Here is a 23,628-nt window from a genome sequence, read left to right on the forward strand (position 1 = left end):
TCATAACCCCCTTACCAGCGTGCGCTGGCTGAACAGGCGCTCGGGTACGTCACTCTGGTAATCCACACTGGAGCTGGTCAACACGGTGGTATGGCCACTCTTGTGATTACTGGCGCGCACCTGCAATACCGTCCATACGGCATCAATCTGTTCGATCTCCAGGTTCTCGATGGTTTTCAGGTGATTGCCATTAACGTCCCAGTAATCGCTTTTGCGCGAGATCCAGATGCTCGGGTCGATACGCCAAACGGCCTTGCTGTAACCCAGCTCGCTGGCGATTTCGGCATTGGCAGCGGTCCCTTCGACCACGTAGCAGGTGGCGCCATTGACCTCTTCCTGACCGGTAACGCGGAACTGGTAATCCTGCAAACCCACCTTGTTGTCGCTCTTGATTTCCTCATAACTGAAATCGGTGCCAAGAAAGGAGTCGCCGCGGTTGGACGCTGGTATGCGGCGCACCTTGCGCAAGGCCGGGAGGTACAACCATTGGTCGTCCTCTTCGGCCGTGTCCGGATAGTCAAAGGTCAGAAAGCCGGTGCCGCGGACATTCGCCGGAGCTGTATAGAACAGAATGGTGCGCTTTTCGTCGGCGAAATAGCGACGATACGCCTTGATCTCCTGAACACGGGTTTGGCCGCGTCGATCGGTCAGCTCAAGCCGCATGTCACGGGTAACCTGATGTCCTTCATCGCGGGCTGCTACGGAGCGCATGATGTCGATGCCCTCGGGTAGCTCATCGGCCGACAGCTCTGGTGCGTTCAGGGTGCCAGTGACGATCAATGCCAGCATGACCACGCTAGCGAAACCCAGTTTAGTGCTCCTCGGAGCTCCGGCAGGCGCGATGATGCTGGCCGGTTTGAGCAGCAATACCAGGGCGGGCAGCAAGGTGACACTGGCGATGAATGCGGTACTCACTGCGAGCGCAACCAGGCCGCCGAAGCGGATGAGCGGTGGCACATCACTAAAGCACAACACGCCGAAACCCAGTGCGACGGCGGCCAGATTGAACAGCAGCGCGCGGCCAGTGGTCGGGAATAGCTCGGCCAGGGCTTCTGCTGTCGGTCGATGGGTCTGGCGGCCAAGCTCGCGCAGACGTTCGAGGGAGTGTATGGAAAAGTCGACACTGAGCCCGATGGCGATGGCTGCAAACATCGAGGTGCCGATACCCAGCCAGATGCCAAAGAAGCCCATGACGGCGTAAATCAGCAGAATGGACATGCCTACCGGAACAATGGTCAGCAGCCCGGCATAGACCGAGCGGAACAGTAGAGAAGCCATCACCAGCACTGCGAGAAGTGACACTATGACGCTGCTGGTATGGCTTTCGGCGATGCCGTTTATCCAGTGATAGTCCACGTGTACCCGCCCGGTGAGTGTGGCGCTTAAACCCGGTTCGTTGAAATGCTCTGCCAGATACGCTTCAACAATGGGAACCAGCTGGCGATTGTTGCTGAAGGCGTTGGTATCCAGATAGGCACGAACCAGTGCCTGGCGATGCGTGCTATCGATTTCGTTTTCGAAATCAGTCGGACTGCCTGAGGTGGAATACAGAAGAAACAGCTGGGCGATCAGCAGGTTGTCGTCGGGTATGACGTACTTGGCTAGCTGATTCTCGTTGACTGCGCGATTCATCTGTTTGATGTAATCGACCACGGATGTGCTGCCGTTGACATGCGGCTGGCTCTCCAGAAAACGCTGCAGTGCCTCTATCTTGCGCAAGCGTGCAGGGTCATGCAGGCCTTCCTCGTCCGGCGTTTCCACCAGAATGTCCAGGTGGTAGGTCCCATCCATGGCACCGTTGATGCGCTTGTCAGCCTGGTAAAGCGGTTCGGATGGCTTGAAGTTCTCGATACGCTGATCCTCGACCTGAACGCGGGCAAGTCCGAAGGCGCCGATGACCGCCACGGCTGCGCCGACGGTGATGACAATACGAGGGGAGGCCAGGACGCTGGAACCAAGCCGCGCCATCAATCGATAGCTGGCGCTCTGAGTATTGCTACCGGGCGCGGGGAAAGCCTTGTTTGGCCGTGGTTTAAGCAAACTTATCGCAGCGGGTAACACCGAGAGGCTGTATAGCCAGGCCACGCAGACTGCCAGCGCACCGAACAGGCCGAAGGCCTTGATAGGAGGCATATCTGATGTGGCGTAAAGGGCCAGAAAACCGGCCATGGTGGTAAGGGTGGTCATGGTGATCGGCCGTGCCATCGCGCGCATGGTGCGCACTACCAGTTCGCGGGATGAGGCGGAAGGGTCCTCGGCCTGCTCCTGGTAGTACTGGCTGAAAACATGGATCGAGTCGGCTACGGCAATACCGATCATGCAGACGATCAGGCCGTTGGTGATCACATAGAAAGGTGTGGCGCTCGCGGCCATCAGTCCCAGGGTGATGCCCACCGTGGCCAGGATGATCAAGTTCGGCAGCAGTGTGGCACCCAGCCTGCGAAAGGCGAGAAACAGAACCAGTGTAATGATCAGGCCAGCAAACGGATTGAGACGCTGTGCGTCCTGATCTATGTAGCTGGAAAGGTATCCCGCGACAGCACCTTCCCCAGCAACCAGCAGCTCATCCTGGGCGCCTTTGGGTGCATAGGAAAGCAACTGCAGAATCTCATCATAGGTCTGCTGGGCCTGGTCTTCGTCGAGTATTTCCACGACCACCAGGGTGGCCGAGCCGTCGCGAGCCACCAGGCTGCCCTGGTAAAGAGGGAAGTCGGCAATGGCCTGACGTATGGCGTTGGCATCTGCCTGCGTCTGGGGAACAGGATCAAGAAATTCGTCTACCTCCATGCCGGTTATGGTGCCGACCACGTTTGACTCGGTTGACAGGCTCATCACCTGATCAGGGTCGACGTTGTCGAGGGACTTTACCTGACTGGTCAGCCAGTCCACGAGCTGCAGGCTTGCGGGGTTGAAGATGCCGTTGTCGCCTTCGTTCACCACGGCCACAACGATCGGGTCCCGCAGACCGAACAACTGCTCAACCTGCTCCCGATAGAGCAGTGCCGGGTTCTCGGGATGAATGAAGGCACCCGCTGAGGTGTCCTTGCTGAGCGAGGGGATGGCTGTCATCGCGGCCCCGACCAGGATCGCTCCCAGCAACAGAACAAGCCAACGCAGGCTCACGATGAGATGAAAATATCGACCTATTCGGTCCGTCTCGTTTCGCATGGGATTTTCCTATTATAAGTGTATATACACGTTAAAGTTTCTAAAAAAAAGCCCGTGAGGGCTCTGTTGCTTTCAGCAAGGTACGGGTGCTGCAGTTGCCTGGTGCAGGTTTAGCGAGCGATGGTGGTCAGACCCGCCAGCGCATCATGGCTTTCGAGCCATTGCTTTTCCCCCAGCCCTTCCCTGTACTTCTTTTGTACCTCTTGCCACAGGGGATAGGCTTCATCCAGTTTGGCTTTGCCGCTAGCCGTTAATCCGGAAGCGCGTGAACGGTGATGCGCGCCGGCTCGAGTTTCGATAAGTCCCTCCTTCTCCAGCAATTTGAGGTTGCGGGTCAGGGTGGTGCGCTCCATTGCCAACCAGTCGGCCAGCTCGCTGATCGAACCTGGTGCGCCATAACCGATGGCGACCAGCAAGGTGAACTGGGTGATCCGCAACCCGCATGGCCGCAATGCCTCGTCGTAGGCGCGGGTTATCATACGGTCTGCCATGCGAGCCTTGCGGCACAGGCAATCGCGGGCAATGATGGGAAATATCTGTGCGTTTTCATCTGTCATAGTGTGTATATACACGTATGATTTTAGCTCGTCAACTTTCAGGCTGTATTTCTATGGCACGCAGCACTGTCGCAAGCGCCTGCTAATGTGCCTGAACGTCGCTATGGGGTGTGGAGTAAAGGCTTTCGAGGGCCTTCAGATCAGGCGCTTCTGAAAAAAGTAACGCTGATGTCCCGGCGGAAAATCATCAAGCTGACCAAACCGGGTGAAACCATGCTTCGGATAGAACTCGGGCGCCTGAAAGTCGAAGGTGTCGAGCCAGATGCCGACGCAGCCTTTTTCCCTCGCCAGTTCTTCGGCCATGTCGAGTAACTTTGAGCCCGTGCCCTGCCCCCTGGTTTGTTCGGGTACGGCCAATAATTCGATAAACAGCCAACAATAGAAAATGCTGCCATACAGGCCGCCAATAACCTCGTCGGTATGTTCGTCGCGGATCAGCAGTGCCAGGTTCTCTGGTTGGGGATCACCTGCCTGCGCGACGTTGTAATCGTTCAGTGGTCTGAGTACTGCTGCGCGCTCAGCCTCTCCCGGATTTGCAGCAACTTCGATACGGGTGTTCATCAGCCAGGCCTCAGCTTATTGCAAATAGTCTAAAAGTCGCTGGCGATTCACGCCCGCAACAGGGTTCGAATACGCGAAGCCAGAGTGGTCACGGCAAAGGGCTTGGTAAGTACGGCCATCCCCGAATTGGTATCTGAAACGTCGAACAGCGCCTGCTCTGCATATCCGGTGATGAACAGCACGGGGAGGTCAGGGCGCTTGACGCGTCCTGCGTCTGCCAGTTGCCGACCGTTCATGCCGCCCGGCAGACCGACGTCCGTCACCAGCAAGTCAATACGGGCATCTGAGCGCAGCACCTCCAGCCCTGCCGGGCCCGTAGCGACTTCGATGGTCCGATAGCCCAGATCCTGGAGCACATCATTTACCAGCATTCGTATTGTCGGCTCATCATCGACGATGAGCACAGTCTCACCTGTGTGCGCGCCTGCCAGTAGCGGGACGTTTGATACACGGCCTTCAATGCGTGCCTCGCCGAAATGACGGGGCAGATATATCGACACTTCTGTTCCAACGCCCAATGTCGACAGAAGTCTCGCCTGCCCGCCGGATTGCTTGGCGAAGCCGTAAATCATGGAGAGGCCGAGCCCGGTGCCCATGCCCAGGGGTTTGGTCGTGAAGAAGGGATCAAATGCCCGCGCCGCAGTCTCCGCCGACATGCCGCTCCCGGTATCCGTTACGCTCAATTTCAGATAATCGCCTGGGGGCAGGTCAAGTCTTTGCGCGGCTTCCTCATCGAGTTGCTGGCTATCAATGGCAATGTGAATACTGCCGCCATTCGGCATCGCGTCGCGGGCGTTGATACACAGATTAAGCAGGGCATTTTCCAGTTGGGACGGATCAACCAGTGCAATCCATGGTTGCTGGTGGCTCGAGCACTCAACGGAGATTCCCGGTCCAGCGGTGCGACGAACCAGATCGAGCATGCTCTCGATCAACTGATTGGCGTCCGTAGGATGAGGTGCCAGAGTCTGTCTGCGCGAAAATGCCAACAAACGGTGGGTTAATGACGCTGCGCGTGTGGCAGCACCTTGGGCAGCGTCGATGTACTTTTCGGTATCCTGCCCGCGGTCCTGATTGATCCGCAGGCGTATCAGATCCAGGCTTGCCGAGATTGCCATCAGCAGATTGTTGAAGTCATGGGCAAGCCCGCCCGTCAACTGGCCCACCGCCTCCATTTTCTGGGATTGTCGCAGTTGCGCCTGGGCCCGCTGCAATTCTGCGTCGCGCTCTTTCTCCGCGGTAATGTCGCGGCCCGTGGCGTAGGTCAGATTCCCCGCTGGCGCTGCAGCCCAGGAAACCCAGATCACCGAGCCGTTCTTGTGGCGGCAGCGGTTGATTACCAAAGGTTGCTCACCAATGGCGGCCTGTTGGTAAGCTGTTACCGTTTCATCGTGGTCTTCGGGTATCACGAACTCATTGACGTGGTAGCCGACCAGCTCCTGTGGGGTATAACCCAGTACCTTGGTACAGGCTGGGTTAACGCGTCTGAGGAGTCCGTCGAAGTCGACAATCAGCATCAGATCCAGTGCTGTGTCCCACATCAGATCGCGTTCTTCGGTGCGGATGGCAACTTCTTCGGCCAGTCGTTCGTTCAGCTCCTTTAGTTGTTTTTCGGCGGCACTGCGCTCACGCTCGGCGATGATTTGTGACGTAATCTCAAAAGCCTGACTTAACAAGCCTGCTACGTTTCCATCTTCCCCTCGGATTGGACTGGCTGTGATGTTCCAGTAGGTGGTCTCGATCTTGCCCCCACGATTCATCACCAGCTCTACCTGTTCCTGGGCGAAGCCCTCACCGGTTGCCATGGCTTGCTGCAATGGCGGCGCTACCGTCTCCCAGGTATCAACCCATACGTCCGCTACCGGTCGTCCTATAGCCTGCGGATGGCGCTCGGGCATGGCGGGTATGTAGGCGTCGTTATACAGCATGATCAGATCTGGGCCCCAGAGCACGGTACCCAGCACCGGTGAGTTCAGGCAGATGGACACGGCGGTGCGCAGGGATTGCGGCCAGGTGTCGGGCGGGCCAAGCGGTGTCGCAGCCCAATCATGGGCACGCATTCGCTCGCCCATCTCGCCGCCACCAGAAAGAAAAGGGAAATCATGGGGCATGGCTGGGGGCTCCTTCTGGCACGCGTAACGCGTTTCCAGATGGCAACGCTGGTGGATCATGCAAAATGGATCGTCTTCGATGAATCTATATGATGCGATAGGGTGCAAAATAACGTGGCGGGGCTGGCCGAGCAAGCGGCGATTTGTTTAGCCTGTAGCGCACCGAGCCCAGTCAAGGAATGCCCATGTACTCACAAAACGATATCAACCTTGAAACCTTTGCCGTTAACGGCCTGCGCACCCGGGTCGCCAGTATCGGTACGGGACCGGTTGCGCTTTTCATTCATGGTTGGCCCGAATGCTGGTTTACCTGGCGTGAGCAGATGGTGGCTATCGCCAATGCCGGGTACCGCGCCATTGCACCGGATATGCCCGGGTTTGGTGAGACCGATGGCCTTCCTGCCATTGCGGATTACAACGTGGCGCGCATCTGCGAGTTCATGGACGAGCTTGTCACACAGGTTAGCGGTGATGAGCCGGTATTGCTTATTGGTCATGACTGGGGGGCAATTAATTGCTGGCAATTCACGCTGCGCCATCCGCACCGGGTATCTCGACTCGCTAACATGAGCGTCCCGCTGCACCCCGTTGCGGCTCGCCCACCCACGACCCTTTTGCGCGAGCATTTCGGTGATGATTTTTTCTATCAGCTGTATTTTCAGAAGCCAGGTGTAGCCGAAGCGGAGTTCGACGCCGATCCGGAAGGCATACTGCGCGCGCTGTATTGCTCGCCGGATACGCCGCGAGATCAGCCTCGGCTTGGTCGGTCGATAACGGAGGGAGGTGGCTGGATAGGTCGTTTGGGTAAGCCTCGCGAACAACCCGCGTGGCTGACGGAAAAAGCGCTGGCCTACTACCTCAATGCCTACCGGGATAGTGGGTTTGCCGGCGGGATCAATTACTACCGCAACCTGGACGAGAACTGGCGCCTGATGCAGCCCTATCGCGATGCTCGGATAACCTGTCCGGTGCTGTTTCTGGTGGGTAGCGCTGACAGCGTTATACGTGGTGCCAGTGAAGAACAGCTTGTTAAGCGAATGGCAGCGCGCATTCCAGAACTGAAAATTGTCATGCTGCCGGGCATCGGGCACTGGGTGCAAAGTGAAGCCTGTACGCAGGTAAATGAGGCACTGGTGGCATTTGCCGCGTCATCCAGTGGTCGTCCCTGATTCAAGTCGTTGTTTGAGCAGGTTTATGCATGCTTCGATTTCCTGCTCGCTGGCGCTGGCGAAGCCCATTATCAGTCCTGTTCTGCTGCCGTTGCCAAAAAAGTGCGAGCTCAGCGGTGTACTGCCAAATCCCCGAGTTCGCAGCCAGGAGCTCAGCTCCACGTCATTGAAATCGCCTTCCAGAACGACATGCATGCCTGCACTCTCCGCCACGGGTGTTACCAGCCCGCCCAGCTCCTCGGCGATCCGCGACTGAAAGTGCTGCCATTTATCACGGTAGAGCTGGCGCATACGACGCAGATGGCGTGTGAAATGGCCGGTTTCAATGAACTCGGCAATGGTGGCCTGAATCAGTAGTGGGCTCTCCCCGCCGCTCGCCTGCTTGGCCAACACAAAATGTTCTACCAGTGGCTCCGGTACAACCAGGTAGCCTACGCGCAGGGCGGGTAGAAGAGTCTTGCTGAAGCTACCGACATACAGTACCGGCGTGTTCTCGAACATGCCCTGGAGCGCAACGAACGGTTTGTTGTAGAAGTGAAACTCGCTGTCGTAATCGTCCTCGATAATCCACGTCTGGTTCCCTTGCGCCCATCGCAGCAAAGCCATGCGCTGGGAAATATCGAGAATGCCGCCCATTGGATATTGGTGTGTGGGGGTGCAGAACAGCAGTTTGGCCGCTCCCAACGCGGGCAGAGCATCCACGTCCAGTACCTGCTCTTTCAAAGGTACCGGCGTTACCGGGTTGCCCCTTGAGGCGAGGGCATATCGTGCACCACGGTAGCCGGGATTCTCACTGAATACCCGGTCGCCCGGCTCCAACAGCACGTCCATGATCAGTGACAGGGCCTGTTGGGCTCCATTGGTAATAATTACCTGATGCTCCTGGCAGCGCACGCCCCGGGCGGAGCACAGGTATTGGGCTATGGCTCTGCGCAGGGGCGGATAACCCTGGGTACTGTCATAGCCGCGCAGTATTTTGCGACTTTCCTGATGGTGCAGGATGCGGTTCCAGCTGCGAATCGGAAAGGCATCCAGGTCCGGTAAGCCGGGTTGAAAGGCCAGGCTGACATCGCCCGCCGCGTCGTACCTGTTGCCTTTCAGTTCCGGAATAGGAGGTAGCGATGCGCTGGCTTCGGGCTGTAGAAGAGGCCGCTTGCCGTGCTGGAGCTCACCCGAATGGATGTTCTGATGCACGAACACACCCCGGCCAGCTCGGCTTTGTAGAAACCCCTCCGCTTTCAACTGATCGTAAACCGCATTTACCGTATTGCGGCTGATGCGCATATCCAACGCAAGTTGTCGGCTGGAGGGCAGGCGGCTACCCGCCGGGTAGCGACGGTCGATAATACGAGCGGCAAGTTGTTGGTAGAGCTGCTGCTGGAGGGGCTCGGAGCCGTCCAGACGAATATCGTCGATCACGTCAACTGGTCCTGTGGATTTTCACAATCTGGATCTTTTGAGAGTATCAGACAATAGCTTTAATGGTGTCCAGGTCATTTACCTTCCAATGGAGCTCCCATGACAAAGACCAATAATGATGCAGCGTCTCCAGATGCCCTGACATGTTGCCCGCGCAGCAAGGTCCAGCGGGCGGCCAAACGTGCGAGCTACGAGCGGGCGCCGGCATACGCTCTGATTGATCGTTTGAAAACCGCCCATGTGGCCTTCGTTGAGGAGGGTGAGCCCCGCATTATTCCCATTACAGCCTGGCGCATGGGTGATGACCTATATGTGCACACGCTAAACGGGGGCAGGTTGGCAAAGCGCCTGGATGCGCGAATACAGCTTTGCTTGTCGTTCGCGGCGACTGACGAGTGGGTCATGAGCAAGTCGGCTTTTAATCACAGCGCCAACTACCAATCTCTGGTGCTCTTTGGCAGAGCCGAACGGGTACTGGAAGATGCGGAGTTTGATGCTGCATTCAAAAGCATCATCAACGATCTGGAACCGGGCCGCTGGGACAAGGTTCGGGCTCCAAGCGCGAAGGAGCGCAAAGCCACCGCACTGTTTCGCATACCCATAGATGAGGGTGCTTTCAAAAGCCGCACGGGTGGACCCGTTGAGGAGCCCGAGGATCTCGATCTGCCGGTCTGGCATGGCAATCTGAAGGCCTGACAGATTGACTGGTCGAACGCACATGCCCCTCGCATGTGCGTTACTGACTTTCAGTTACCGCGGTAGGTGGAGTAGCCGTAGGGGCTGAGTAGCAATGGAATATGGTAATGATCCACTTCGCCATCCACGTCGAAAATGACGGGCACCTCGGGGAAAAAAGTCTGCTCTTGATGCATGGCAAACCAGTCGCCGGTCTTGAATGTCACCCTGTAGGTCCCGCGCTGCAATGATTTGTCTGCCGGGAACAGTGCAGGAATGCGACCCGCCTGGTTGGTAAAGGCCTCGTTCAGCGATTGCCAGCCGGCAGGCTGGAGCTGCTCCAGAGTGACGCGCACTTCGGGCGAAGGCAGTCCACTTTCCAGATTCAGTACGTGAACGCTGAGCGGATTGTCTGCGGCAAGAGCAATGCCGGCCATGCTGCTCAATAGCAACGCCAGTGTGACGCGGGGGATAAAAGTCATGGTTGTTTCCTTACTTGCTTGGCTGAATGAGTTGTTTGATCGCGCTGTGGGCGCAGCCTTCGTCGATGCTGGAGCCGCCGGCGCCGGCTACCCCCAGGGCACCGATAACCTGGCCATCGACCAGCACCGGGACACCGCCGCCAAGCAGCAATAACTCATCGATGGTGTTGAGGTTTGCCGAGCTGGGGTCGCCCTGGGCGCGAGTTGCGAGTTCGCTGGTGGCGATTTTGGTAGACAGCGCGGTGAATGCCTTGCGTTGGGCTGCCAGGGTGTTATGCGGGCCGATTTCGTCATCGCGCTGCAGCGCTATCAAATGCCCCGAACGGTCTACTACCGCAACGACTGCCTTGCGATCCTGTGCATGGCAGGCGCTCAGGGTGGCTTCTACCAACTGGTTGCCCAGTGCCAGGGTCAGGTCCTTGCGCTCAGCTATGCCGGTAGTACTGGCCTGGGCGACTCCCGCAGCCAGACTGCCGATAAACAATGTCATGAGGGAAATGCGGTGCAGCATAAGATATCTCCATAATTGCAGGTGTGCATGTGACGACGGACGCATGTTGCTGTCCTGTAACCGTCAGCGGCATTGCCGTTTCATTACGTATTTGTAATGGGCATGTCTGGTGTTTGGCTCTAATCTGGCGGCATACCCTGGGAGATAGACATGCGCATTCTGGTTGTTGAGGACGAACGCAAGGCCGCCGAGTATTTGCAGAAGGGGCTCGGGGAGTCCGGCTATCAGGTGGCTGTGGCCCTTGACGGGCTGGACGCTCGGCATCTGATCGAGGAGGACGACTTCGACCTGATCATTCTCGACGTCATGCTGCCTGGCATGGATGGTTGGCAACTGATCAAACTGATCCGTACGCGCGGTCAGACCCCGGTGCTGTTCCTGACTGCGCGCGACAGCGTTGAAGACCGGGTCAGGGGTCTGGAGCTGGGGGCGGATGACTATCTCGTCAAGCCGTTTTCCTATTCAGAGCTGCTCGCGCGCGTGCGCAGCCTATTGCGCCGCGCGCCCCTGCGTGAGGTTGAACATTACAGTCTTGAGGATCTGGACGTGGATGTGCTGCGCCGCCAGGTCAGCCGCGGGGGTAAGCGTATTGTGCTGACCAACAAGGAGTTTGCGCTGCTTCAGCTGCTGATCAGTCATCCGGGTGAAGTGATGTCGCGCAGCCGTATCGCATCGCAGGTCTGGAACATCAACTTTGAAAGCGACACCAACGTAGTCGACGTCGCCATCAGACGGTTGCGCGCCAAGGTGGATGATCCATTTCAGCACAAACTGGTACATACGGTGCGGGGCATGGGCTACAAGCTGGACGGTTCGCCGTGAGGTTTCTGATGCGTTCCTTGAGTCTGCGGCTGGGCCTGGCGTTTGCTTTGGTAGGCACCTTGTTACTGGGCAGCATAGGTTTATACCTGTATCAATCACTGCAGCGTGAAATTGCCTGGCGTGACGATCAGGCGTTGCTCGGACGCCTTGAGCGGGTGCAACTGCTACTGGAAAACAGTCCTGATCTGACCGCGCCAACCGATAGGCCGGAGCTTTACGCCAATATGCTCGGCAATACTCAGCATTTTCTCTGGGTACTCGATGTTGATGATCACAGGCTGGTCAGCATAAACCCCACCGACTTGCCAATGCCTGAACTGTCGGCCACAGTCGAACCGGTTTTTCATCAGGATGAAGACCAGACCTATCGCCTTGTTACCCAGCAGATCAGAGTGAACGATAGGGCTCTGACCCTGATCGCCGGGCACCTGTTATCCGAGCGGCAACTGATGCTCGGTGCATACCGTTCAAACCTGATTAGAGTGCTCAGCGCTGGCAGCTTACTGGCGTTTTTGCTGGGATTCTGGATAAGCCAGCGTGGTCTGAGACCGCTCAGGCGCCTTGCGCTCCAGGCGGGGGCGATTGACAGCCAACATCTGCATCTACGTCTGCACACCGACAGCCGTTATAACGAGCTGGATTCCCTGGTAAGCAGTTTCAATCAGGCTCTGGAAAGACTGGAGGAGGGTTTCGAACAACTGTCGCGCTTCTCCGGTGATCTGGCCCACGAGATGCGTACTCCGCTGAATAATCTTATCGGTCAGACCCAGCAGTCGCTTAGCCTGCCGCGTTCATCCGAGCAGTACGAACAATTGCTGGAGTCCAATCTTGAGGAGTTCGAACGCCTGGCGCGGATGATTGACAGTCTGCTGTTTCTGGCCAGGTGCGTGCAGCCCAAGCAGAATCTGCAGCGATACTCGACGGAGCTTGATGCCGCCGTTGCAAGGCTATGTGACTACTTTGAGGGCATGGCCGATGAGCAGCAGTTGATCCTGGTGAATCAGTGCAATGGCACTGTGATGGTGGACCCGGATATGCTGACTCGGGCACTGGCGAACCTGATCGCCAATGCCATCCGCTATGCCGAGGCGGGAACGGCGATCAGCATCGCCAGCCGAGCGGAGGCGACACACACCATCATCAGCGTGCACAACTGTGGCCCCGGGATTGAACCTGAGCACCTGCCAAGATTGTTCGAGCGGTTTTACCGGGCAGATCCTTCGAGAAGCCAACCAGGCGATAGCGGAGGCCTGGGGTTGGCGATCGTGGAGGCGATCATGGGTCAGCATGGTGGATTTGTCCGGGTATCCAATGTTGACGATGGGGTCTGTTTCGAACTGCATTTTCCGGAAACGGCCACCGCCAAAAGCACATGACAATTTTGTAATCAGCGCGTCATGCTGGCGCTGGGAGCACTTTCATATCCTGTACAGGTCAAGCGGCGGCACTCGCCACCGCTATCAACTGAACAAGGATTATCTCCATGAAAATCGTATTCGCTATTCTGCTTTCCATTTCTGCTCTTACCTGCACCCTGGCACAGGCCGAAGACGGCAGCGAGCGCCTGCGCGAGCTGCATCAGATGCATCAGCAAAGCAACTGACAGCCTAGTGGGTCGCCTGTCGCCTTCTCATACTCCAGATGAAGTAGCCTCCACCAATCACGGAGGCGACCAGCCCAGCTGGAATTTCCTGGGGAAACAGCGCCTGGCGGCCCACCCAGTCTGCAAGAACCATCAGTAGAGCACCTATCAGGGCTGCGCCCAGCAGGTGCTCGCGCGCTCTGCCAAAACCGAGCAGGCGGGCCAGGTGTGGGGCCAACAAGCCTACGAAGGCGAGCGGGCCGACTACCAGCGTCGCGCAGGCTGTCAGCAGAGCGACTATCACCAGTAACAACAATCGGGATCGGTTGAGTCCGATACCCAGCGAACCTGCCGTTGCCGGGCCCAGTGGCAGAATGTCCAGCCAACGGGCCAGAGGAAGGGTGGCGAACACCACCACTAGCGCTAGAAGCGCAATCAACAGACCGCTGTGCAGGTCGACGTAATAGGTCGACCCCGATAACCATGCGATCACCTGTTGGCCCCTGGGATCCCCTCCACTCAGTACAATACTTCGCACTGCATCGAACAGGGCCGTGATGGCTACCCCCGTCAGCAGCAGCCGCTCGGGTAGATATCCGCTGCGTCGATTGAGTATCACCAACACAGACAGGGCGCCCAATGCACCCAGCGTTCCAGCTGTGACCAGGGTCAGGTTACCAGGGGAGGGAACGAGGAAGATCGCCGCCATCAGTGCGATTGCACTACCACCGCTGATACCCAGAAGCTCCGGGCTGGCCATCGGATTGCCCGACATACGCTGGATCATGGTGCCGGCTATCGCTAGCAGAACACCGCTGCCTGCCGCGGCCAGAAGTCTGGGTAACCGCCACTCAAGAACACTCCATTGCATTGACCAGGTCCAGCCCTGTGCGGTCTGGCCGACGAAAGCGGCGAGCATCGCTGTGGCAAGCAAGGCTACAAAAAGCACCATGCACAGTCGTCCGGGCTGAGCGTATCGAAGCGCGGGGACTTGGCCCGTGATATCCGGTTTATTGCCTCCCAGTTTGAGCCGGGGTATTAGCCATAACAGCAGAGGCGCGCCCAGGGCTGCTGTCATTGCACCGGTTGGCAACAAGGCTGATCTGCTGCCGGCAAAATACTGGATCAGCTGGTCGGTGGTGGTCAGCAGCAACGCGCCCAGTATCACCGACCAGAACATCCGCTGACCGAGCCGTCTGGCCCCCGCCATGCGAGCAATGTTGGGAGCTGCCAGACCGATAAAGCCAATGATGCCAACCACGCTTACCACGCAGCCGGCGATGAATACGGCGAGTCCCAGACCGGCCGCTCGCAGTTTGATCAGCGAAACTCCCAGGCTACGCGCGTTGCTCTCATCCAGATCCATGACTGCCATGGGTCGCAGCAACAGATACGCCAGCAATGCACTTATGGCGAGCCGGGGCCAGAGATAGGAGACATCGCTCCAGCCGTTCTGGGTCAACGAACCAGCACCCCAGATCAGCACTCCTTTCAGGGTCTCCTGATTGAATAGCAGCAAGGTTATTGCCAGCGCTCCGACAAAAAGATTGACCACCAGACCGGCTAATACAACCACCATTGGGGTGAGGCCCCGACTCCAGGCCAGCATGAACACCAAGCCCATTGTCAGGCCGCCGCCGGCAAGCGCCACCCACTCGCGCCCGACCGCGAACAGTGCAGGAGCAAAAAGGGTAGCGGCAATCAGTGCCAGGTTCGCTCCGCTGGCAACGCCCAGCGTTGTCGGGGCTGCCAGCGGATTGCGCAAAACCTGTTGCATCAGCACCCCGGCAAGTCCGAGTCCGGCACCGGCGAGCAGGGAGATGCTCAGGCGGGGCCACCAGCTGTAATGCAAAACCACCTCAAGGGGGTTGGAGGTAGCAGGCTGAAACAGGGTATGCAGATTAAATACAAGGCCTCGTTCCACAGGAAGCGCCGCCCAGGCCAGACTGATGACCACCGTCGTCAACAGAGCACACAGGAAGAAGGGCGAAGGAGTCAGAAACGCTCTATTCGTCATGCTTGGCAACCAGGGCAGAGGTCAGCGAGTCGGCGAAGCGGATTGCAGAGGGAAGGGCGCCGAAACTCCAGACCGGTGCGAGGGTAATAACCTTACCCTCGCGTACATCGGGTAATGCCTGCCATAAGCCATTCCCGACAAGTCCCTTTTCAACTCCAAGCGGGGAAGGCTCGACGACTATCAATTGCCCCTCAATGCCCAGGAGCTCCTCCAGCCCCACCAGCGAAAATCCCCAGCTATTGGTTTCGCCTGGCCATGCGTTTTTCAGCCCTAGTTGGTCAAGCACTGCATGATAGAGTCCATTGCGACCAAAAACGCGAACGTGCCGTGCATCCATGAATTGAACGATCAAAACCGGCTCTGACTTTAGGGGTAAACGTTCACGAAATTCGGCCATTGCCGCTTCGGATCTGGTGATAAGCGTCTCGCCTGCCTCGGGATTGCGCGCCAGCGCTGCAGTATCCCGGGTGATGTCGATTATCTGCCTCCAGGCGTCGCTACCCGGGGTATACAGGGCCAGGGTTTTTACCTCGGCAATCCGCGACAGACGCGGACCCAGATTGCTGAACATCGGCGAAATCAGAATAAGATCAGGCTGCAGATCTGCAAGCAGCTCGAGATTGGGCTGGGTTCGCAATCCCAGGTCGATCACTGAATCCGGCAGGCTCGGCTCGGCCACCCACTCGCGGTATGCCGCAATCTGGGCAACCGCCTGCGGCGCAATACCGATGCCCATGAGTGTTTCAGCGATAGTCCAGTCCAGGGTGACTATGCGCGGAGGGTTCTTGGCAGGGAGTTGCGCAAGCACGGACGTTGTCATCAGCGCAAGGGACAGACCCATAAGAGCGGTGCTCAGGGTTGCGGACAGGTGCTTGAGGGTCAAGGAGGGGCTCCGTAACGGCACGAACGATTATGGGTGAATCAAATACTGACTGGCGCGTATCACTGAACGATGGCTACCGGGTGCGTGCTGCCGGTGGGTACCATGATTTGCATGGGTAAACCGTAAATGGCCTCCAGGGTGTCACTCTCCATCATCTCGAGAGGGGAGCCCTGTTCCAGTACTCGCCCGCCATGCAGTGCTGTCAGGCGGTCGCAATACCGCGCTGCCATATTGATATCGTGCAGCACGATGATCACGCCCAGTCCGAGGTCGTGACTCAACCTGCGCACAAGCTTCAAAACCTCTACCTGGTGAGCAATATCCAATGCAGCCAACGGCTCGTCCAACAGCAAAAAGCGGCTTTTCTGCGCCAATAGCATGGCTAGCCATACGCGTTGACGCTCTCCTCCGGAAAGGGAGTTGACCATTCTGCTGACCAGTTTGCTGGTGTCGGTCAAGGCAATGGCCCTGGCAATCTCGGTGCGGTCCAACGCATTCTGGCGACCCAGCAGGCCGTGCCAGGGGTAACGTCCGAACTCCACCAACTCCTGGCCGGTGAGGTTATCCGTGGCCGGAAGATGCTGGGGTAAATAGGCTACCTGGCGGGCATATTCCCGGCTTCCCCAATTTGCCACGGGTCGTCCATTGAACAGTACGTCTCCCGCGGTCGCTTGTTGTTGCCTGGCGAGCAGTTTGAGCAGGGTCGATTTGCCCGAACCATTGTGGCCAATGAGACCGTGAACCTTGCCTTCTTCAAAATTCAGATGGGTGGGCTGTAGCAGTGTTTTACCGTTGACTGCGAATGTCGCGCCCTTGAGCTCAAACATGAATGGATCCTCATTATCGTGAGCCGCTGAGGTGCATAAAGTTAAACGTAATGATAAGCTTTATCAATCAGTTTATTAACTTCTCGCTTTCGGAATATGCATGGATCTGCTTCGTCTGGTGTTTCGTTACTATCGTTTGCCTTTTATCGGCGTGATTCTTTTGAGTATCGCCAGTGCTCTGTTGGGCGTCGGGGTGATTGCTTTCATCAATGCCAGGTTGATGACCACAGATGCTCCGCTTTCGGCCCTGCCCGAGTTTCTTGGCTGGCTAACCGCGCTGCTGGTACTGACGCTTGGGGCCCAGTTGTGCCTTACCCGGCTTGGTCACTTTTTCGTTTTCACGCTGCGTGGCCAATTGATCAAGCGGATACTCGATACCGATCTGGAGCGCATCGAAGAGCTGGGGAGCGCCGATCTCCTGGCCAGCCTGTCCAGCGATGTACGCAACATCACCATTGCTTTCGTACGCTTGCCCGAGCTGGTGCAGGGTGTGGTGCTGTCCCTTGCGGCGCTTGTCTACCTCGCCTGGCTGTCGGTACCCCTGCTCGGCGTGATCCTGCTCTGGTTGTGCGGGGTAATGGGCGTTGGCTGGCTGCTGGTTTCCCGGGTCTATGCACATTTCAACCAGCTTCGCGAAGCGGAGGATCGGCTGCAGCGTGACTTCGAATCCATTCTGGAAGGGCGCAAGGAGTTGCGGCTCAATCGTGACCGCGCCAGACGGTTATTCGAGGAGACTTATGAGACTGATGCAGAAGCCTATCGACACCATATCGTCAGGGCGGATACCTATCACCTGAGTGCCAACAATTGGGCGAACATCATGATGCTTGGGGCTATTGGTGTGACTTTCTTCTTGTCCAATGCCTTGGGTTGGGCGTCGGCCGCGGTAGCGACGACTTTTTCTTTAACGTTGCTGTTCCTGCGCACGCCACTGATCCAGGCGGTTGGTGCCTGGCCAACCCTGGTCAGCGCACAGGTTGCCTTTGATAAACTGGATAGGCTTGCCCTGGCTCCACACCGGCCCGGCTTCGCGCTGGAGGACACTCTGAATGGCTGGCAGTGCATCGAATGGCGGGGCGTAAGCTACCAGTACGGTGCCCGTGGCAATGGCGCGGGTTTTACCGTTGGCCCTTTTGATCTCACATTGCGGCGCGGCGAACAGGTCTTTCTTATCGGCGCCAATGGCAGTGGCAAGTCGACCCTGGCCCGCTTGATATCTGGGCTTTATAGCCCCTTGAGCGGACAGATCCTGGTTGACGGTGTGGTGCTTGATGAGCAGCAACTGTCCGGGCTGCAAGCGCGCTTTTCCAGTGTTTTTACTGACTTTCACCTGTTCGACCTATTGATGGGCCCCGGCGGCGGCGATGTTGACCCCGATCTTCTGGAAACCTGGACCTCCCGACTCGGTCTGCGCGGCAAACTGCAGGTTGAAAGTGGTCGCATCAACGACACCCGGTTGTCCCAGGGGCAGCGTAAACGGCTGGCGCTTCTGGTGGCGCTGCTCGAGCAACGCGATATTTTGCTGCTCGATGAGTGGGCAGCAGATCAGGATCCGCAGTTTCGGCGGGAGTTCTATCGGGTGCTGTTGCCGTACATCCGAGAAATGGGCAAGACCGTATTTGCGATCAGCCATGACGACTCCTATTTCCCCCACGCCGACCGTTTGTTGGAGATGCGTCAGGGTCAGCTGGTCGAGCTCACCGGCGAGCAGCGCACGCTGGCTAGCGAGGATGCCGTAGGTAAAGCTCAAGTAATCTGAGCACCCTCCTTCGCCATTGATAATCTAAATGAGATGCAATATCATCCGCATCCGTCGTTCGGACGTGATGCTCCGGACATTCGTCACCCCGAATATTCTGGAGATACCGTGAAATTGCAGCCATCCCACGTTCTGGACGTAAGTCTTCTCACCTCGGCTATCCGCTTCGCCTTTCGTATGACCGCAGCAGGCAGCCTTTGCCTGCTGGCTCCATCTGTTTTTGCCCAAGCCGCTGCCGGGCACGCGCCAGCGGATCTGGGCAGCATGATCGTGGAAGCTGAGGGGCAAAGTGAGCTTCAGTCATCGGACAGTTATCAGGCGGAGCGCGCGAGCACAGCAATGCGCTTCAGCCTGACTCCCCGGGAAACGCCGCAGTCGTTATCGGTTATTACTCGCGCACAGCTGGAAGACTTCAATCTCACCAGCGCACTGGACGCGCTTGAGAGCACGCCTGGCATCAGCGTGGAGCGGGTCGAGACCGACCGCACCTACTTTACGGCCCGGGGCTTTGACATCACCAACTTCCAGTACGACGGCCTGGGCGCCCCCATGATGTACAAGAACCTGCAGGGTGATATAGACACCGCCATCTATGACCGCGTCGAGGTGCTGCGGGGCGCCAATGGATTGCTCTCTGGTACAGGCAACCCGTCCGCAACAGTGAACTTCATCCGCAAAAGACCCACGCGGGAGTATCAGGCATCCGCCTCGGGTACGCTGGGCTCCTGGGACCAACGCCGGCTGGTGGTTGATGTGTCAGGCCCGCTGGGCTCAGCGGACAGGGTGCGAGGCCGACTGGTTGCCGCGGCTGAGAACACGGACTCCTACCTTGATCGTCTGCAGCGCGAAAGCCGAACTGTTTACGGTGTGGTCGAGTTCGACCTGACTGATCGCACGATGCTTACTGCAGGCCACAGCTGGCAGCAAGTCAATACGGATAGTCCTATGTGGGGTGCATTGCCTTTGTATTACACAGATGGCAGCGCTACGGACTATGACGCATCAACTAGCACGTCCGCTGACTGGGCCTACTGGGATAACACCGACAACCGCACCTTCGTGGAGGTTTCTCACCTGTTTGCCAATGGGTGGGAAGGCAAGGCGGCACTGAATTACCTCGACGTATCCTCTGATTCGGCGTTGTTCTACCAGTACGGTACGCCTGATCGGCAGACAGGACTGGGCCTGTTCGCCTACCCCAGTCTGTATGAGTTTGATGTCGAACAATTGATAGCCGATCTGCACGTAAAGGGCCCCTTCGCAATGGCTGGCCGCGAACACGAGTTGGTGGCCGGCTTGCAATGGTCGCGTTCCACGCTGGAAGATCGCTCGGACTATGGAGTGGGCATCGGCACGCCATTACCGCCGCTTGATCAGTGGAACGGCCAATATCCGTTACCAGCCTTCACTGCCAGCCAGGACGGTAGTGACTGGACTGATCGGCAGACCGGTGTCTACAGTGCCGCACGTTTGTCATTGACCGACAGGCTGACAGGTATTCTTGGTGGGCGCCTCAGCCGCTTTGAAGGTGACGGTGTAACTTACGGAACGTCAAAGGATACCTCCCACAGCGATGTGTTCACGCCATATGCCGGCCTCATCTTCGATCTGAATGATCAGATGTCGCTGTATGCCAGCTATGCGGAGATTTTTCAGCCGCAAACCGAGGTGGATGCCAGTCGTGACCGGCTGGAACCCATTGAGGGTGTGCAGTATGAGCTAGGGATAAAGGCCGAACTTTTCACCGGCCGTGCCGATGCCAGCCTGGCGGTGTTTCGCATCGAACAGGACAACGTAGCCCAACCCAGCGGCACCATCCCCGGCACCATCGATACGGCCTACGTTGGCGCCAAAGGCCTTGTCAGCGAAGGCGTCGAGGCGACCCTCGCCGGTGAGTTGCTGCCGAATCTTCAGGCCAGTTTGGGCTACACCTACGTCGACATCGAAAATCCGGATGGGCAACGGGCCCGCACCTTTATCCCGCGCCACATGGTCCGCGCCATGAGCACTTACCGGTTGCCGTTCCATGACGCCATGAAGGTAGGTGCACGCCTTAGCTGGCAGGAGGCAATCTACCGGGACCAGGGAGCAGGTGTGACGACACGCCAGGACGACTATGCCCTGCTGGACCTGATGGCCAGCTATGACATCAGCCAGAATCTGAGCGCGTCCCTTAACCTTAACAACGTGACGGATGAGAAGTACCTGACCAGCCTCTACTGGGCCCAGGGTTACTACGGCGCACCCCGGCACGCGATGCTCACCCTGGGTTGGAAGTACTGAAACTCAATCATTGTAGGTCGCAGTCAGAAAGGGTCATACGCAATGCGTATGGCCCTTTCTGCTTTAGGTTGCGCGGTTGGGTCTGCTTAGCACTGTGGCTCTGTTCTTTTTCGTTTTGGGCAGGTCAGGGGACAGTTTTCACAGTAGTCGAGCGTCTGCAGCAGATAACGCAGGCAACACAGCTGGCGAATTCGTTGGGTGCCATCAGACGTTGATTGGTAGCGGATGGGTCGATATAGGGGGTTACGTTTGCCATTGGCAAAGGCGCGGGTCTCAAGTAGCTCAAGTGCGGGTGCGTTGGTGTTTGCGTCAGCCAGGGGGTGATTTTGCAAAGCCTTTGCGAAGTGCTCGAAGTAGTTTCCTGCATTGCTCCAGAAAACCCGTGGCGCAGCGCCGGACCATTCACTCAGCGCTGCGACAAGCGGTTCGATGTGGCGCTCAATCAGTCGCTCGAAGCGCGCGTAGGCGCTATTTGTATTCAATACGACGCCATCGTTCAACACATACAATCCGACCGTATGGCCCTCGGGAGACAGCTCGATGCGCGTTTCATGCAGTGCCAGCGGCAAGTCGCGATTAAGCAAAAGGGTGGCCGCCAATCCATGCGCAATGACGTTGCTGAAATGCCACTTGGACCATAGAGACGCAATCGCCCGACGATCTCCATCAGGGTAGCTGGCACCGAATCTGTCCATGATTCGGGTTAGCGTGTGCTGATCAAGAAGATCCTCTGCCAATAATGCCTGGCTGTGTGCGGGGACTGACAGTTTGATCGGGATGATTCCTTCCAGCGGACCGGCATAGACACGGCTGAACATACTGATGTTGGCTCCGGAGGCATGGGCGAGCCGCCAATCTAATACAATCGAGAATCATTAACAAATAAGAATTGCTTTATGGCGGTGAAAAGCAATATCACTTCCATCAATGCGCTGGCGAGCGTGAAGCAGTGCATGCATACTTGCTCAATGACTCTTGCTGCCCAACGCCTGCAAGTGCTTTGCGCCGGTATCTTCAGCCTTATGCTGACGCTGGGCGTAGCGCGCTTTGCCTACACTCCCATGTTGCCCCAAATGCAGGCTCAGGCCGGACTTGGTGTGGCGGATGCCGGTTGGCTTGCAGCCATCAACTATGTCGGATACCTGAGTGGTGCCTTGCTGGCCTCCTTTATCAGTGATCTGCGTTACAAGGACCGACTGTACCGGATCGGCATTGTGCTTGCGGTGCTCAGCACAGTGATGATGGCCATCAGCACCAATCTCTGGATCTGGGGTATATCCCGCTATGTTGCCGGCCTCTCCAGTGCTGCTGGCATGTTGTTGGGTAGCGCCCTGATTCTCAACTGGCTTATGCGTCACGGTCAGCGCAGTGAGCTGGGTATCCAGTTTTCCGGTATCGGAATTGGCATTGCGCTCGGTGCTGCGTTGATCGCACTGCTCAATCAGTGGTTGGACTGGCGTGGGGAGTGGTTGGCGTTTAGCGCGCTGGCCGCGCTGCTCGCCATACCCGCGCTTCGGTGGCTGCCTCCCCCTGATACCAGCGGCAAGACCACCAGTGGCGCCGCCATGTCAGACAGCCCGCCGAGCCGTCTTTACCTTCAGGTTTTCATGGCCGCGTATTTCTGCGCGGGTATTGGCTATGTGGTCAGCGCCACCTTTATTGTAGCCATCGTCGAGCAACTGCCGGGCCTAAGTGGCCGGGGTAATCTGGCCTTTCTATTACTGGGCATCGGCGCTGCCCCGGCTTGTATCATCTGGGATCTGGTTGCTCGCCGCTTTGGTGATCTGAACGCGCTGATCGCTGCCGCGTTGCTGCAGGTGCTGGGCATATTGTTGCCGGTATTGCATCACAGCCTCTGGACCGCGCTGATGGGCGCCTGGTTGTTCGGTGCTACCTTCATCGGCATGGTCAGCCTGGTACTGACGATGGCCGGCCGGTATTACCCCACTCGACCTGCCCGCATGATGGGGCGTATGACGTTGGCTTATGGCCTGGCCCAGATTATCGGCCCGGCGCTCACCGGGGTGCTGGCCACGCGTTTTGGTGGTTATGCGGTCGGGCTTTGGTGCGCTGCAGCCGTGATGTTCCTGGGTGGTGGACTGTTGTACGGCTTGAAGTTCATCGAGCGACGCGATCGCCAGGAGAGTATGCGATCGGAGACGAGCGCTTGTTAAAGTCCTGGAGGCAAGAATGAATAAGGTACTGAGCGTTATAGTCGGGCTGCTTGGCGTACTCTTTTTGGTTATCGGCCTGCGCTGGCTGATAGACCCCACTGCAGCAGCCACCAACCTGGGTATGCCTTTGCTTGACGGTTTGGGACGTAGCACTCAGATCGGTGACATGACCGCGTTCTTTCTGACCCTGGGAACATCTATTCTGATCGCTCTGGCTACGTCTCGGCGCACATGGTATTACCCGGCCTGCATGCTGCTGGGCATTGCTGCTATCGGTCGAATGCTCGCCTGGGCTGCCCACGACGCGGCGTTTGCCTTTGACATGATAGCGGTGGAATTGATCGTCGCCGGTTTTCTGCTCTTTGCCTCACGCAAGCTAGCAGTCCGGAGCTAGTCATTTGCTCGCGTCAGACGTGTCGAATCAAATGACATGCGATTTCTCGCTCTTGTGACGGTGCCTGCTGCGCCAGTCGCAGCCTGTCAGTGCGGAGTACTGAAATACCCTCTTTGTCCAGGCTTGACCAGACATAAGCCGCCGGGCCCACCATCCACGATATCAATGTCGTAGGTGATGCTAGTAATCCGGCCATAGGTATGGCGCTGAGTATTGCTTTATCAGTGTGAAGTA

At 57.5% G+C, this 23,628-nt stretch carries 19 protein-coding genes; 8 read left to right on the plus strand and 11 right to left on the minus strand.

Annotation, left to right across the window (positions count from 1 at the left end):
• The 4 genes from AAC076_RS00095 to AAC076_RS00110 all read right to left on the minus strand — a co-directional run bounded on the left by AAC076_RS00095 (window position 1) and on the right by AAC076_RS00110 (window position 6,397).
• A complete protein-coding gene (locus AAC076_RS00095) occupies window positions 1-3,168 on the minus strand; it encodes an outer membrane lipoprotein-sorting protein (protein ID WP_339842303.1) in 3,168 nt (1,055 codons plus the stop codon).
• Window positions 3,169-3,278: 110 nt separating this feature from the next.
• On the minus strand, window positions 3,279-3,659 hold the full coding sequence (locus AAC076_RS00100) for a MarR family winged helix-turn-helix transcriptional regulator (RefSeq protein ID WP_339842304.1): 381 nt from the start codon (window positions 3,657-3,659) through the stop codon (window positions 3,279-3,281).
• A 201-nt stretch (window positions 3,660-3,860) separates the two neighbouring features.
• The gene (locus tag AAC076_RS00105) at window positions 3,861-4,286 is read right to left on the minus strand and encodes a GNAT family N-acetyltransferase (protein ID WP_339842305.1); all 426 of its coding nucleotides are present in this window, start codon (window positions 4,284-4,286) and stop codon (window positions 3,861-3,863) included.
• A gap of 47 nt (window positions 4,287-4,333) precedes the next feature.
• Complete coding sequence (locus tag AAC076_RS00110) at window positions 4,334-6,397, minus strand: PAS domain S-box protein (protein WP_339842306.1); 2,064 nt, start codon at window positions 6,395-6,397, stop codon at window positions 4,334-4,336.
• A 185-nt stretch (window positions 6,398-6,582) separates the two neighbouring features.
• Here AAC076_RS00110 and AAC076_RS00115 point away from each other — a divergent pair, with 185 nt between their 5' ends.
• Window positions 6,583-7,566, plus strand: coding sequence for an alpha/beta hydrolase (locus tag AAC076_RS00115; protein WP_339842307.1), 984 nt, complete (start codon window positions 6,583-6,585; stop codon window positions 7,564-7,566).
• Here AAC076_RS00115 and AAC076_RS00120 read toward each other — a convergent pair.
• Window positions 7,546-8,985 carry a PLP-dependent aminotransferase family protein gene (locus AAC076_RS00120; RefSeq protein ID WP_339842308.1) on the minus strand — a complete coding sequence of 480 codons (1,440 nt, stop codon included), beginning with the start codon at window positions 8,983-8,985 and terminating at the stop codon, window positions 7,546-7,548. The genes AAC076_RS00115 and AAC076_RS00120 overlap by 21 nt on opposite strands.
• A 99-nt stretch (window positions 8,986-9,084) precedes the next feature.
• On the opposite strand from AAC076_RS00120, the gene AAC076_RS00125 reads away from it, so the two are divergent.
• A complete protein-coding gene (locus AAC076_RS00125; protein ID WP_339842310.1) occupies window positions 9,085-9,681 on the plus strand; it encodes a pyridoxamine 5'-phosphate oxidase family protein in 597 nt (198 codons plus the stop codon).
• A 50-nt stretch (window positions 9,682-9,731) separates the two neighbouring features.
• On the opposite strand, the gene uraH is transcribed toward AAC076_RS00125, so the two are convergent.
• Both uraH and AAC076_RS00135 read right to left on the minus strand, forming a co-directional pair.
• Window positions 9,732-10,142, minus strand: a complete 411-nt coding sequence (uraH, locus tag AAC076_RS00130; protein ID WP_339842311.1) for a hydroxyisourate hydrolase — start codon at window positions 10,140-10,142, stop codon at window positions 9,732-9,734.
• Window positions 10,143-10,152: 10 nt separating this feature from the next.
• Window positions 10,153-10,632 (minus strand): heme-binding protein, encoded by a 480-nt coding sequence (locus AAC076_RS00135; RefSeq protein ID WP_339842482.1) that lies wholly within the window; start codon window positions 10,630-10,632, stop codon window positions 10,153-10,155.
• Between the two features lie 171 nt (window positions 10,633-10,803).
• On the opposite strand from AAC076_RS00135, the gene AAC076_RS00140 reads away from it, so the two are divergent.
• Together AAC076_RS00140 and AAC076_RS00145 are read left to right on the plus strand one after the other, a co-directional pair.
• Window positions 10,804-11,475: a heavy metal response regulator transcription factor gene (locus AAC076_RS00140; protein ID WP_339842312.1), complete on the plus strand. Its 672-nt coding sequence runs from the start codon at window positions 10,804-10,806 to the stop codon at window positions 11,473-11,475.
• Window positions 11,472-12,851: a heavy metal sensor histidine kinase gene (locus AAC076_RS00145; RefSeq protein ID WP_339842313.1), complete on the plus strand. Its 1,380-nt coding sequence runs from the start codon at window positions 11,472-11,474 to the stop codon at window positions 12,849-12,851. Before AAC076_RS00140 ends, AAC076_RS00145 begins: the two co-directional genes overlap by 4 nt.
• A gap of 231 nt (window positions 12,852-13,082) precedes the next feature.
• Here AAC076_RS00145 and fhuB read toward each other — a convergent pair whose 3' ends face one another.
• The 3 genes from fhuB to AAC076_RS00160 are packed head-to-tail and all read right to left on the minus strand — an operon-like array spanning window position 13,083 to window position 16,784.
• Window positions 13,083-15,074 carry a Fe(3+)-hydroxamate ABC transporter permease FhuB gene (fhuB, locus tag AAC076_RS00150; RefSeq protein ID WP_339842314.1) on the minus strand — a complete coding sequence of 664 codons (1,992 nt, stop codon included), beginning with the start codon at window positions 15,072-15,074 and terminating at the stop codon, window positions 13,083-13,085.
• On the minus strand, window positions 15,064-15,957 hold the full coding sequence (locus tag AAC076_RS00155) for an ABC transporter substrate-binding protein (RefSeq protein WP_339842315.1): 894 nt from the start codon (window positions 15,955-15,957) through the stop codon (window positions 15,064-15,066). Before AAC076_RS00155 ends, fhuB begins: the two co-directional genes overlap by 11 nt.
• 59 nt (window positions 15,958-16,016) lie before the next feature.
• On the minus strand, window positions 16,017-16,784 hold the full coding sequence (locus AAC076_RS00160; RefSeq protein WP_339842316.1) for an ATP-binding cassette domain-containing protein: 768 nt from the start codon (window positions 16,782-16,784) through the stop codon (window positions 16,017-16,019).
• A gap of 100 nt (window positions 16,785-16,884) precedes the next feature.
• Here AAC076_RS00160 and AAC076_RS00165 point away from each other — a divergent pair, with 100 nt between their 5' ends.
• Both AAC076_RS00165 and AAC076_RS00170 read left to right on the plus strand, forming a co-directional pair.
• Window positions 16,885-18,543, plus strand: a complete 1,659-nt coding sequence (locus AAC076_RS00165) for a multidrug ABC transporter permease/ATP-binding protein (protein ID WP_339842317.1) — start codon at window positions 16,885-16,887, stop codon at window positions 18,541-18,543.
• A 108-nt stretch (window positions 18,544-18,651) separates the two neighbouring features.
• Entirely contained in the window at window positions 18,652-20,826 is a 2,175-nt protein-coding gene (locus AAC076_RS00170; RefSeq protein WP_339842318.1) for a TonB-dependent siderophore receptor, read from the plus strand.
• An 86-nt stretch (window positions 20,827-20,912) separates the two neighbouring features.
• Here the strand turns inward: AAC076_RS00170 and fhuF are convergent, their stop codons facing one another.
• On the minus strand, window positions 20,913-21,644 hold the full coding sequence (gene fhuF, locus AAC076_RS00175; protein ID WP_339842319.1) for a siderophore-iron reductase FhuF: 732 nt from the start codon (window positions 21,642-21,644) through the stop codon (window positions 20,913-20,915).
• 150 nt (window positions 21,645-21,794) lie between these two features.
• Between fhuF and AAC076_RS00180 the strand changes: the two genes are divergently transcribed.
• The gene (locus AAC076_RS00180) at window positions 21,795-23,000 is read left to right on the plus strand and encodes a YbfB/YjiJ family MFS transporter (protein WP_339842320.1); all 1,206 of its coding nucleotides are present in this window, start codon (window positions 21,795-21,797) and stop codon (window positions 22,998-23,000) included.
• A gap of 16 nt (window positions 23,001-23,016) precedes the next feature.
• Window positions 23,017-23,394 carry a hypothetical protein gene (locus AAC076_RS00185; RefSeq protein ID WP_339842321.1) on the plus strand — a complete coding sequence of 126 codons (378 nt, stop codon included), beginning with the start codon at window positions 23,017-23,019 and terminating at the stop codon, window positions 23,392-23,394.
• Window positions 23,395-23,628 lie beyond the last annotated feature (234 nt).

Origin of the sequence: uncultured Halopseudomonas sp. (assembly GCF_963977355.1) — a bacterium.
In the GTDB taxonomy this organism is placed as follows: Bacteria; Pseudomonadota; Gammaproteobacteria; order Pseudomonadales; family Pseudomonadaceae; genus Halopseudomonas.

What these genes read in the sequence shown, in the direction of transcription:
- AAC076_RS00185 (WP_339842321.1), top strand. Translation starts at nt 23,017, where the DNA reads ATGAATAAGGTACTGAGCGTTATAGTCGGGCTGCTTGGCGTACTCTTT.
- AAC076_RS00180 (WP_339842320.1), top strand. Translation starts at nt 21,795, where the DNA reads ATGACTCTTGCTGCCCAACGCCTGCAAGTGCTTTGCGCCGGTATCTTC.
- fhuB (WP_339842314.1), bottom strand. Translation starts at nt 15,074, where the DNA reads ATGACGAATAGAGCGTTTCTGACTCCTTCGCCCTTCTTCCTGTGTGCT.
- AAC076_RS00160 (WP_339842316.1), bottom strand. Translation starts at nt 16,784, where the DNA reads ATGTTTGAGCTCAAGGGCGCGACATTCGCAGTCAACGGTAAAACACTG.
- AAC076_RS00140 (WP_339842312.1), top strand. Translation starts at nt 10,804, where the DNA reads ATGCGCATTCTGGTTGTTGAGGACGAACGCAAGGCCGCCGAGTATTTG.
- AAC076_RS00110 (WP_339842306.1), bottom strand. Translation starts at nt 6,397, where the DNA reads ATGCCCCATGATTTCCCTTTTCTTTCTGGTGGCGGCGAGATGGGCGAG.
- uraH (WP_339842311.1), bottom strand. Translation starts at nt 10,142, where the DNA reads ATGACTTTTATCCCCCGCGTCACACTGGCGTTGCTATTGAGCAGCATG.
- AAC076_RS00105 (WP_339842305.1), bottom strand. Translation starts at nt 4,286, where the DNA reads ATGAACACCCGTATCGAAGTTGCTGCAAATCCGGGAGAGGCTGAGCGC.
- AAC076_RS00165 (WP_339842317.1), top strand. Translation starts at nt 16,885, where the DNA reads ATGGATCTGCTTCGTCTGGTGTTTCGTTACTATCGTTTGCCTTTTATC.
- AAC076_RS00125 (WP_339842310.1), top strand. Translation starts at nt 9,085, where the DNA reads ATGACAAAGACCAATAATGATGCAGCGTCTCCAGATGCCCTGACATGT.
- AAC076_RS00100 (WP_339842304.1), bottom strand. Translation starts at nt 3,659, where the DNA reads ATGGCAGACCGTATGATAACCCGCGCCTACGACGAGGCATTGCGGCCA.
- fhuF (WP_339842319.1), bottom strand. Translation starts at nt 21,644, where the DNA reads ATGTTCAGCCGTGTCTATGCCGGTCCGCTGGAAGGAATCATCCCGATC.
- AAC076_RS00135 (WP_339842482.1), bottom strand. Translation starts at nt 10,632, where the DNA reads ATGACATTGTTTATCGGCAGTCTGGCTGCGGGAGTCGCCCAGGCCAGT.
- AAC076_RS00095 (WP_339842303.1), bottom strand. Translation starts at nt 3,168, where the DNA reads ATGCGAAACGAGACGGACCGAATAGGTCGATATTTTCATCTCATCGTG.
- AAC076_RS00115 (WP_339842307.1), top strand. Translation starts at nt 6,583, where the DNA reads ATGTACTCACAAAACGATATCAACCTTGAAACCTTTGCCGTTAACGGC.